Origin of the sequence: Peribacillus sp. YIM B13481, assembly GCF_042787985.1 — a bacterium.
In the GTDB taxonomy this organism is placed as follows: domain Bacteria; phylum Bacillota; class Bacilli; order Bacillales; family DSM-1321; genus Peribacillus; species Peribacillus simplex_A.
The window spans coordinates 16,744-27,357 of sequence record NZ_JBHZPE010000053.1 but is presented as its reverse complement, the minus strand read 5'-3'; the positions used below and the strand labels follow the sequence as shown (position 1 = coordinate 27,357).

Genomic DNA, 10,614 nt, shown 5'->3' with positions numbered 1-10,614 from the left:
TGAAACGCCGTATACGCGAACCGTACGTACGGTGTTGTGAGAGGGGCGAAAATAAACTTATTTTCCCCCTACTCGATATGGCACTAACGGGGCAGTTTAGTCAGAAAGAAGTAGTTGTTTTATTGGCCGGACAATAAAGGGCTATTTAATGGAATAAACGTTTTAGGCTAACAATGTTTACTTTAAAGAATTTTCCCTGCCCTAGGTACCTTCCCCTAAGCAGTGAATAGGATAATTTTATAAGCTGTGAAGGGATTGAGAAAAATGTACTATGTACCTTATATCCAACCGTATCAATATCAAAACCCTTATTATGTTAATGTACCAATGTATAACTATGTAAGAAATCCTGATTATTGGAGTGTTAATAATGCTAACCAATTGGGTTTTTTACAATCTTCAAACGGAAGAAATAATATTGTGGTAAAAGATTATGGACTAAAACCATTTGCAGTGAATATCAATGAGGCTACGAAACAAAACACTACCTACCGTACCGCTTTATGGACAGGAAAACATTTGCAAGTTACATTGATGAGTATTAAAGTTGGTGAAGATATTGGTTTAGAAATTCACCCTGACGTTGACCAATTTTTACGTATTGAACAAGGTCAAGGGGTTGTTCAAATGGGTAATAGAAAGGATAATTTAAGCTTTGTAAGAAACGTCTATGATGATTATGCAATAATGATACCTGCTGGCACATGGCATAATGTAACCAATACAGGTAATATTCCGCTAAAACTATACTCGATATATGCTCCTCCTAACCATCCATTTGGTACTGTTCATGTTACAAAAGCAGATGCATTGGCTTCGGAAGAAGGGCAACGGTTATGGCAATAGATCAACCCATTAAAAAATTATCAAACCCTTCTCTTTAACTTGGAAGGGCTTTTTTTCTGACTTTAATGAGAATATTTGTTCGTGTAGGATAGATGTAAAAGGAGGGATCATTCTGATGGGGACAATTCGTGATAGAGGGCTCGTTAAATGGCAAGCAGCATTGATCATGCCGGAACATAAAGCTTTAAATAAAAAACTGGGTGAGGTGGATTATTTCCTAAATAAGAAGCCTGTCCTCGATGAATACCAGGTTGAGGAGTTTGAAAACAACATTCATTATGCTATGGAATATCATTTGCCGATAAGATTTAAAGTACGTAACGAGGGAAATTCAAAAGAATTGTACGAGTATTGTGTGTTCATACATCCTGTCACGAAAGAGTTACGTATTCAGAAGAAAGATAGTTCCTTTGAGTATATTCAGTTTGATGATATCATTAGTGTAATTGTTGAGGATTAAAAAAAGCCCTTCTCAATGAGAGGGGCTTTTACACAATTATAAGCGGTTTAAGTTTAATAGCTTACAAATATCCTCAATTTGTTTTAGTTCGTGTTTATATTTAGGCAACATTAAATCGTTAGTTAATATTTCAAAGAAATACTTAGCTTCAGATATAATTTTTGCAAAAAAACTATTTTTGTTGATTTTTATTTCTTTATTATCTACTGATAATACTACTAAATTTGAATCTACATCTTTTAAATGTATCTCAATTGGTTGGTCCGGGTAAAAACAAGATCCTTCTCCATAAGTAGAATAGTCTTCAATTACATTTAATAAATATGACCATAATGTTGTTAAGTCATCCCAATAGTTGTGACCCACTATTGTTTGATTATTAAAAGATAGGATTACTCCGCCATCTATTACAAGAATACCCTCTTGTATATAATCAGAAGGATTATCTTTAATAATTTTAACAAAAGGCTGCGGAGTTAAAGATAGATTAATAGTATAATCATCAGGATATTTAATTAGATCAGCTAGATCAGTAACTTTTTTTGTTAAAATAAAGCTATTAATTTGCAAGGAGTTCATTTCTTTCTCACCTATTCTTATTTGGGATATAGTTGTTTAATATGTTCTTTGGTAATACCAATGTAGAGGTTGTTCCCTTTTTTGATAAAGTAGTTTTGTTTTGTTTTGCGATATTTAGTGCGAATTTTTTTACAGCGTTAACTGATAAATCAGGATTATAATATGTTTGTTTTGCTTTTACGCTACCATCCCAATATTTAGGGTGGTGTCTAGTTAACATATGTTTCATATCAGTTTTTGTTAGTTTAAAAGTATGACTACCTGTTTTATAAGTTCCTGTTGAGTACTTTGCTAAGGCATTAGTCACCTTTGAAGTAGGAGCCTTTTTGAATACCTTTTTACCATATTTTATTACATACTTGCCGCCTGTTAAAACAAGTCGTGCTACAAGTCCCAAAATTCTGGGTTGTAGATCTGTCACAATAGCGCTATCTAATTCTATTGGAATGTCATCCCAGTTTATTTCATCATTATTGGCCTCTAAATCGAGTGTAACATCATCCCAGTTTATTTCTTCAATTTCATTTAATAGTTCTTGTTCACTTTCATATTCGACCCAATTATCTTCATCAATATATGTAGATGAAGAATCTTCTATACCATTTGCTAATCCAGGTGGAACAATGGTGAAAAATAATGAAAATGATAGCAATAAGATAATAATTTTTTTCATATAACCCCTACTTTTTCATAATAATGCTACATTATCCCAATAATTACAATTTGCAAACTAATGAACAATGTTTAAATACTCGGAATATTTCTGTAAATAGCTAGTCCGAAATAGAAAAATCCCTCCATTATAGACAGGTTAGTGTGCTATCTTTCTCCGTCTACTTTTGGGGGATCATATCATTATGACAGGGGTTATTTTTGTTTTAAATTATTTGTCTAACCTTCTTAACTAACTCCGTAATATCAATGTCTTCGTTATAAATTACCTCATCTATTCTAAAATCATCACTAGCAGCGAATTTTATTTTAATCTGCTGAATCCATCCAAATGCAGCAACTGCAGCTGTCCAATCGGGATTTTTCTTAAAGTCTGAGTCTAAGACGGGAAACTTCCACTCTGCAAGAAATTAGTTTCTTTTGCCTGCAAGTAAACCTTTATATTTATGTTCATTCATTTTTGCTCTTTTCGGTTTAGTTTAGTAATTTATACATATATTTTATATCAGTTGCTTAAAACATATGCGTTTATTTTGCCCACCAACTTGCCCACCAACTTGCCCACCAACTTGCCCACCATTTGCCCACCACTTCATGATATTTTACTCTTGCTCATTGTGAATCTATTTGTGAAAAAGCTGTTGAACAGGCATTTGTGATGTTTTATGATTTATGGTAATACTAAGAAGTTTGTTCCGCACACAAGTTCACCCATGGGAACGCGAACAATATATGTCAATGTATTAATAGTTTCAAAGCCTTGGTATTACTGAGTTCTCAGTTACCAAGGCTTTTTTTATTTTTATAAAATGAAAGGTTTAAAAAATATCGAAAAAATTTATATCGGCCAAAAATTACGTGTGAAATAAGTAAAAGGGTTTGAGTCTCATATGTCCTTTTTAAAGTAAAAATAAAGCAAAATTGAAGAGGCAGAAATGTTGTCAACGTTTCTGCCTTTCACTATTTATTCAATTGCTTAATGACAGCTTTGGGACAGGCCCCTTAAAAAAGGATGTAAAGGATATCGGAAAATTTTAAAGAATATCAAATTATCAGTATAATCTCATAAAACCAACTAAATAACACATCAAAATTTCCGATACAATATTTGCGAATACATTTTATAGAAAGTATGTTTTATAGAGTCAAAAAAACCATTTAAAGGGAATGCTGGTCATATGAAAAGTAATAAAAAAAAATTAGGAAGAAAAATTTTAGCTCTTAGTACAATCGCATCTATTTGAGTGACATTTGCGACAGCCTCTCCAGAATTAACAGGTGCTGCTCAACCTGTTAAAATTCAACTAATGAAAAATTTATGGGTGAAGCAAAAGCAATACAAGACTGGAAAACCCCTTTGACTGAAGCTGAACTAGTTTATGGAAAGCATTTAGATAGTCAGCGAAAATATTCATATTCGGTCGGCGATGCTACTTATTTTATGAAGGATATTGAGTTTCATAGTAATGCAGTATCCCCAGACGGTCCACCTAACTTTACTGATGTAGGAGATGTATTTGTAGGACACGCAATTTTAAACAACGAACTTGATGAAAAAATAGATTTAAAAACAGATAGTTTCTCAAGAACGATTACAGATTCTGTTACTACTTCTACTACACATTGATTTAAAATTGGAGAGAAAACAACTGGAAAGATATCTTTACCAATAGGGGAATTATCGCAAGAAGTCTCTCTAGAATATAATTTTTCTACTACGAGTAGTGAAACAAAAACAGATAGTAAGACTTATTCAATTCCTTCACAAACGATTCCAGTTAAACCCCATTTTTCTGTTGAAGTAATTGTAATGTTAAATAGAAGTAAGGCTACAGGAAAAGTCAATCTCTTAACTAAAATGTCAGGAAATATTGCAGGTTGGAATCATTGTTATGACCCTTTACCTGGTGAAAAGGTTGGTAAAGCTTATGTACATAGCGGCTCTATAGCTAGTATGGTTAAGTATGCAAAAAATTTCGAGGAACTTCCAAATTTATCCGTAAACTCAGATAATACGATAAACTTAATCGGCAAAGGTACTTATGAAGCAGAACTCGGTACAGAATATTCGGTAACTGTAAGACCAATTGATAAAAAAGGAAGATATACGGGTGAAGATTACACATATACAGTTAAGCCAGAGGTTAAAACAGCAGAAAATTAAGATGCTGTTCCAATTTTCTAGGAGAGTACCTATTTAATAGAAAAGAAATTGCAAGTTAATTGTATTATATTTAAATAACTTAAAATAATGGTAAAAATAGGGTTATTTAGGTTTCATTTTCAAAATAAAAATAGGGGGTTTTTGAAATGAAGAAAATTTCAAAACTAGGTTTCTTATCAATTCTGTTAGTAGTTTTAATGTTTAGTAGTACTGTTGCGTTTGCGGAAGAAGGAGAAAGTATTGGTGTAACACCTGTTAATGAAGGGGGGGAATTACTGTTTTTGGAACTAGTACTCCATCTTCCTCTCATAATTTAGTAAAGAGCGGAAGAATGACATTTTCCGGTTCTGCTCAAGGATCAAATTTATACACAAATAAGTATTTTACAGGGAAATCTCAAGTTAAGCTTTCTGTAAAGAATAACCATTCTGCGACTTTAGCCTTAAAAGTATATAAAAACACAAGTATTTTCGCTGTATATTCTGAAACTTTGAAATCTGGAGAAACATTAACTGCATTTCCATCTGGTTTAGATAAAAGTGGACTATACTACATTAAATTTGTAACTCCAAGTAATTTTAGCGGATATGTAGAATAAATACATATTATAAAAACCTGAAAGACTAGAAGTGTTTTTTATTGATGCTTTTAGTAAATGGGGAGTATTCAAATGACTACTACACTACTTAAACTAATTGCATTAGTTTCTATGTTTATTGATCATACCGGGCAATTCATCCCTGATACTCCAGAATATTTTAGATGGATTGGGAGGTTGGCTATCCCAATTTTCATATATTGTGTTGTTTTAGGATACAAACATACATCTAACAGAAAGAAATACATGTTACGTTTGTATTTTTCAGGAGGTGGTATGGCCTTTATTAATTTAGGAATTAACATTGCCTATAGCCATACAGGGGTCATTATTACAAACAATTTCTTTGCAACTTTATTTGTAATTGTTCTAGTAATTTATTTATTGGATAAAAGGCAGGTAAAACTATATGTGTACTTTATTTTATGGCAACTGATTAGTACTATCTTATGTGTGCTCTTTTCAGAGATTATAGTGATTAATTTTCAAGCAGACCATTTATTTTATGGAGCAATATTAGGAAATATATTCTTTGTTGAGGGTGGTATTTTCTTTGTATTGCTGGGTATTCTACTTTATTTGTGTAGAAGTAAAGTAGGAATTACTATTGTATATATCATTTTTCACTTGATTATCTTTACTGCTTACGCTAAATGGGGAGTAGTCAAGGACGGTATTATAAATCATTTATTTCCGTTTAGTGATTACCAATGGATGATGATTTCTGCACTACTACTATTATTACTCTACAATGGGAAAAAAGGTACTGGATTAAAATATTTCTTTTATTTCTTCTATCCTATTCATATTATAATTCTTTTTTTGATCGGGATAAATCTCCGTTAAAATGTTTATAGATAAAATTTTAGCTAATTAGAAACTATTCTTTATTTTTAAGGAATTTTATAATTTAGGTCTTGAAAACGTATGATATTCACGTTTTGTTGTTGCTACCCATGGTGCGACCCCTTCTAAAAGTAAAAGGAGGCTAAAAAGGAATTGAATGGATACTATCATATTATGGTGTTAATCCTCTAGGATACTTTTTAAGCTCAAAGCCCTTCTCGTGTGAGAGGGGTCTGTTTTTTGTTTTAATTAGGTCTACCTTCTTAACCAACTCAGTAATGTCATTGTCTTCGTTAAAAATCACTTGGTTTTATACGGAAATCCATACTAGAACCCATTTCCCTATTAATCTGCTGTATCCATACACATATACAGCAACTGTGGATGTCCAATCAGGATCTTTCTTGAAATCTGAATTTAGAATTGAGAAACTTCAACTCTTTAAGAAATTAGTTTCTTTGGTATGTAAGTAAACTTTTATTATAATGTTCATAGTTTTATTCCTACATTCTGAGATATATTTTGAAGGAGTTAATACTATTTTGGAAACTGGACCATTTCAATATAATCATCTGTAACAAACTCATAATTATGATAATCGAAATCTTCCCAGTTTATATCTTCAAATGAATTTCGAGTTAGTGTAATTTTTAGACATTTTTTATCTGATGTGTTTCCTATTGAATCCGTAATAGGGAGTTGCCAAAATAGAGCAGCTTCTTCTACGTCTGCATTTTCAAACAAACTTTGAAATACTTGATTGCTATCCTCTAATATCCATTGGCTGTCATCTTAGCAGTGAGGTTTTCACTACCGGAAAGTGTAAGGATAACAATTTTATCGTCTTTAATATCGGTTCCCATATGCTCGTTGACCACTAAATTGAGGATTAAAGTCATTATCTTCGGTAGGGTGATATGTTATGTCATCTTCTAAGCTAACTGAAGAGCTTCAACGATTTTCCCGTCTTTACCAGTCCCTACTGAACACCTGCCTGAATATTCACTGTCCTTGACACTTCTTTCAACTGGTGAATTACTTTCAATACAGGCTGTTTTTTAATGAAGTAAATCTTTTTGTTTTTGGGTTCAATTTTGTAATTGGTAACCAGATGAAAATATTTGTTTTTATGTGAATAAGTCGAAAATATATAAAGGTGAACAAAACCTTGTATATTTTCGACTTTATGCAAAAGTACCAGTTTATCATTCACAACTGTACTTGAACTTAGGCTCTGTCTGAATATAAAAAGCATTTCTTACTTGTGCACTCCAATTTGCAAAGGCTGATCTCCATTCAGGAGTGTTAAAGAATTGATCTACAGTTTGAGTTTCAGAATGCCAAACTATAAATAGGTTGAGTGGGGCAATTCCTCCTGCCCAAATTCCATTATTTGCGTCAGTATCTTCTTCCCTTACTAATAATAAGGGTAGACCAAATTGAAAAGCCATTGAAGGTTCTACTTGTGAATAAACTGATCCTTCCCAGAACGGAGTGGATGGTGGAAGGGGTCCCTCATTGACGCCAACTGCCTTAATTTGAAAACGACGGAAGTTTACTGCCAACATTCCATAGCTTGATGAAACTAACCGACGAATATCGGTTAAAATGGATTCGGGATAGCTTTCGCTTAAAGGTAATGTACGTGGAAAAAGCAAAGCATTCTCAATCTCAAAAATTAGACGGTTTAGAAACTGTTGTTGGTTATCATTTAAATGAGTTGTCGTACTTAAAAATATGGGAATACGATAAGCACGGTCAATACATTCTTGGTGTGCCGATCCTATTTTTGCTTCATCTTTGCGTAAAGAGCTATGCTCATTTTTGCTCACTTTCACTTCATCCTTGCGTGAAGAGCTATCCTTTTTTTTGCTCACTTTCACTTCATCCTTGCGTGAAGAGCTATCCTTATTTTTACTCACTTTCTCATCTCCTTTTTTTATTCTATATAGAAAAGGAATAAGTTAGCTTGGACATAGTTGCCTTGATGGCAACCATTTAGCCTTTAAGGCTAGTATTTTATCTTTTGGTTCTTTCTTTTTCCCTTTTGTTTTGATTCACCTCGAGATTTCACCTAATTTATCACGCTCTATTTGGATACATTTGGTGCCACTGTTGCCAAGAACCATGAGGATGGTGCTGATGCCACTGTTGCCATGGTACGTAAGGATGTTGTTGGTGCCACTGTTGCCAAGTACCATGAGGATAGTGCTGATGCCACTGCTGCCAAGGTACGTAAGGATGTTGTTGATGCCACTGTTCCCAAGTATTGTGAGGATGGTGCTGATGCCACTGCTCCCAAGGTACAAATGAGGAATGTGATTGTCCATTAGGCATTAAATTCACCTTCTTTTTTATTTATTCTTCATAGTTTATGTATATTAGTTTTTAAAGAGCTTATCTCTACTAAATATAGGCGGTTTGCTGTTTTACAAATCAATTCTGCTGTAGACTCAGAAAGCTTTGACCTATAGAGTTATCCGAAATTAACGATTGAAGAAATTGGGAAATTAAGGGAAAGGATAAAAACCTTCTTCATACTGGGTGCTTTAGTTCCATTGTGTGCACTAAAGAAGTCCACAATAATAAGTGTTTTTTTTATTTGTTCAAAAACAACATTAATGTTTATCAAAGACTAACTTAAAAAATGAAGGGATGTTTTGAAATGGCAAATTTAAAACGTAACATGATCGAATTGGTAAGACTGTAGACAAACTCGATCTGACCCAATAAAGTTAGACATATAGTTTAAGCAGCTTCTAAGACCTGAGTTCGGTATTCTATCGGACTCAGGTCTTTTAATTTTCCCTTCATTCGTTTGTGGTTATAGTAATGAATATAATCATCTAATTCCTTTTCAAAGTGCTCCATACTTTCAAACTCTTGGAGATAAAGCAATTCAGATTTTAACAAGCCAAAGAAGTTTTCCATGACTGCGTTATCTAAACAATTCCCCTTGCGGGACATGCTTTGTATAATGTGGGAATCTTTTAACGTTTTTTGATACTTCTTCATTTGATAATGCCAGCCTTGATCGGAATGGAGGATGACCGTATCTTCTGGTTTTAGGTGTTTAATCGCCTCATCTAACATATCTCCAACAAGTTTATAAACGGGCCGTTTCATCACTTTGTAGGCAATCATTTCACCATTACATAAATCAAGGATAGGGGATAAGTAACGTTTCTCCCCAAATAAATGAAATTCTGTTACGTCCGTTACCCATTTTTGATTCATTTTCTCTGCTTGAAAATCTCGTTGTAAAATATGGGGGGCAATTCGACCAACATGCCCCTTATAAGAACGACTTTTTCATTCGGACTAAACATTTTAAGCCCATATCGTTCATGATGCAGTTGATTGTCTTTGGATTGTGAGAAAATCCATATTTTTTTAACTCTTTTGTGATACGACGATACCCGTAACGTCCTTTATGTTCATGATAGATAGACTGAATAGTGGCTTTTACCTTCGAATACTTATCTTCTCGATTCAAGCGTTTTTCCCAATAATAGGACGTGCTACGTGGATATCAGCGACTTTGATTAATGCCACGATCTCATAAATGGACTTTAGTTCATAAATTACTTGCGCTTTGATTTTATTTGTAATTTTTCCTGCATTTGAACTAAAGTATTCAACTTTTTTAAATACGCATTCTCCATTTCCAGTTGTTTAATTCGTTCTTCAAGCGCTTCAACCGAACCTTCAACTTGTTTGGATGGATTGATTCCTTTTTTCATGGATGGTCGCCCCTTTTTCTTAGAAATTAGGGCATCTAATCCATATGCATTAAAATTTTTTCTCCACGTCCGAATTAACGCTGGAGAAGAAATAGTAAACATTGCGGCTGCGTTGTAAGAAGATATACCCGTTTCATTCATATAATTAAGTACATCTATTTTAAACTCCGCAGAATAACTTGTATAGGATTTCTTAAATCCATCGGCTCCTTGAATTTGATATAAACGAACCCATCCTTGAATCATTTGATACGAAACTTCAAATAATTCTTTGAAGCTCCATATAGCTGTGCTTGCCTTCTAGGTAAAGACGCGTAATAAATATTTTTTTTCGGCAGTAAAATTAGCCATAAAAAAACACCCCGTAAATGTTAGCATGCGGGATTACATCTAGCTGAAGCAAGTTCGGGCAAATGGAAAGGTCAGATTGTCATTTCAAAGCGTGGAAGGTCAAGACTACGGCGCTTCCTCTACTTAGCAACTATGAGTCTTGTGATGAATAACCCTGAGTTTAAAGCCGTCCATTCCCATAATGTAAAGGTATAGAAGATAAAGAAAATGAAGTCAATCATGAAACTGATAGGTAAACTAGCAAGGATTTTTGTAGGAATAGCACGACGGAACGAGTCTTATTGTCCAAATAAGGTCCAAGTATCAATCCCTTTAGCAGCATAGAAATAAAACATTAGTTATATAGAATGTATCA

9 protein-coding genes and 3 pseudogenes are annotated in these 10,614 nt (G+C 33.6%); 8 read left to right on the top strand and 4 right to left on the bottom strand.

Annotated elements, in window-relative coordinates; all coding sequences use genetic code 11:
* Positions 1 to 264 precede the first annotated feature (264 nt).
* Both ACFX4X_RS21540 and ACFX4X_RS21535 read left to right on the top strand, forming a co-directional pair.
* Positions 265 to 846 carry a cupin domain-containing protein gene (locus ACFX4X_RS21540; RefSeq protein WP_377386274.1) on the top strand — a complete coding sequence of 194 codons (582 nt, stop codon included), beginning with the start codon at positions 265 to 267 and terminating at the stop codon, positions 844 to 846.
* Positions 847 to 961: 115 nt separating this feature from the next.
* The gene (locus ACFX4X_RS21535; RefSeq protein WP_377386271.1) at positions 962 to 1,306 is read left to right on the top strand and encodes a YolD-like family protein; all 345 of its coding nucleotides are present in this window, start codon (positions 962 to 964) and stop codon (positions 1,304 to 1,306) included.
* Between the two features lie 36 nt (positions 1,307 to 1,342).
* Here ACFX4X_RS21535 and ACFX4X_RS21530 read toward each other — a convergent pair whose 3' ends face one another.
* Positions 1,343 to 1,885, bottom strand: coding sequence for a hypothetical protein (locus ACFX4X_RS21530; protein ID WP_377386268.1), 543 nt, complete (start codon positions 1,883 to 1,885; stop codon positions 1,343 to 1,345).
* A 7-nt stretch (positions 1,886 to 1,892) separates the two neighbouring features.
* On the bottom strand, positions 1,893 to 2,558 hold the full coding sequence (locus ACFX4X_RS21525; RefSeq protein ID WP_377386266.1) for a hypothetical protein: 666 nt from the start codon (positions 2,556 to 2,558) through the stop codon (positions 1,893 to 1,895).
* 1,317 nt (positions 2,559 to 3,875) lie between these two features.
* Here ACFX4X_RS21525 and ACFX4X_RS21520 point away from each other — a divergent pair.
* The 4 genes and pseudogenes from ACFX4X_RS21520 to ACFX4X_RS21505 all read left to right on the top strand — a co-directional run bounded on the left by ACFX4X_RS21520 (position 3,876) and on the right by ACFX4X_RS21505 (position 6,165).
* A pseudogene (locus tag ACFX4X_RS21520) lies at positions 3,876 to 4,721 on the top strand (ETX/MTX2 family pore-forming toxin).
* 146 nt (positions 4,722 to 4,867) lie between these two features.
* Entirely contained in the window at positions 4,868 to 5,038 is a 171-nt protein-coding gene (locus ACFX4X_RS21515) for a hypothetical protein (RefSeq protein WP_377386263.1), read from the top strand.
* Positions 5,039 to 5,052: 14 nt separating this feature from the next.
* Positions 5,053 to 5,319 (top strand): hypothetical protein, encoded by a 267-nt coding sequence (locus tag ACFX4X_RS21510; RefSeq protein ID WP_377386260.1) that lies wholly within the window; start codon positions 5,053 to 5,055, stop codon positions 5,317 to 5,319.
* Positions 5,320 to 5,391: 72 nt separating this feature from the next.
* The gene (locus ACFX4X_RS21505; RefSeq protein ID WP_377386257.1) at positions 5,392 to 6,165 is read left to right on the top strand and encodes a TraX family protein; all 774 of its coding nucleotides are present in this window, start codon (positions 5,392 to 5,394) and stop codon (positions 6,163 to 6,165) included.
* Between the two features lie 1,205 nt (positions 6,166 to 7,370).
* Here ACFX4X_RS21505 and ACFX4X_RS21500 read toward each other — a convergent pair.
* The gene (locus ACFX4X_RS21500; RefSeq protein ID WP_377386277.1) at positions 7,371 to 7,997 is read right to left on the bottom strand and encodes a hypothetical protein; all 627 of its coding nucleotides are present in this window, start codon (positions 7,995 to 7,997) and stop codon (positions 7,371 to 7,373) included.
* Positions 7,998 to 8,258: 261 nt separating this feature from the next.
* On the opposite strand from ACFX4X_RS21500, the gene ACFX4X_RS21495 reads away from it, so the two are divergent.
* Positions 8,259 to 8,498 carry a hypothetical protein gene (locus tag ACFX4X_RS21495; RefSeq protein WP_377386254.1) on the top strand — a complete coding sequence of 80 codons (240 nt, stop codon included), beginning with the start codon at positions 8,259 to 8,261 and terminating at the stop codon, positions 8,496 to 8,498.
* Between the two features lie 415 nt (positions 8,499 to 8,913).
* Here ACFX4X_RS21495 and ACFX4X_RS21490 read toward each other — a convergent pair.
* Positions 8,914 to 10,259 (bottom strand): annotated as a pseudogene (locus ACFX4X_RS21490) (IS3 family transposase).
* 24 nt (positions 10,260 to 10,283) lie between these two features.
* On the opposite strand from ACFX4X_RS21490, the pseudogene ACFX4X_RS21485 reads away from it, so the two are divergent.
* Positions 10,284 to 10,583 (top strand): annotated as a pseudogene (locus tag ACFX4X_RS21485) (transposase); the annotation flags it as partial.
* Positions 10,584 to 10,614 lie beyond the last annotated feature (31 nt).

Coding starts and splice junctions, on each gene's coding strand:
- ACFX4X_RS21540 (WP_377386274.1), top strand. CDS start 265: ATGTACTATGTACCTTATATCCAACCGTATCAATATCAAAACCCTTAT.
- ACFX4X_RS21535 (WP_377386271.1), top strand. CDS start 962: ATGGGGACAATTCGTGATAGAGGGCTCGTTAAATGGCAAGCAGCATTG.
- ACFX4X_RS21530 (WP_377386268.1), bottom strand. CDS start 1,885: ATGAACTCCTTGCAAATTAATAGCTTTATTTTAACAAAAAAAGTTACT.
- ACFX4X_RS21525 (WP_377386266.1), bottom strand. CDS start 2,558: ATGAAAAAAATTATTATCTTATTGCTATCATTTTCATTATTTTTCACC.
- ACFX4X_RS21515 (WP_377386263.1), top strand. CDS start 4,868: ATGAAGAAAATTTCAAAACTAGGTTTCTTATCAATTCTGTTAGTAGTT.
- ACFX4X_RS21510 (WP_377386260.1), top strand. CDS start 5,053: ATGACATTTTCCGGTTCTGCTCAAGGATCAAATTTATACACAAATAAG.
- ACFX4X_RS21505 (WP_377386257.1), top strand. CDS start 5,392: ATGACTACTACACTACTTAAACTAATTGCATTAGTTTCTATGTTTATT.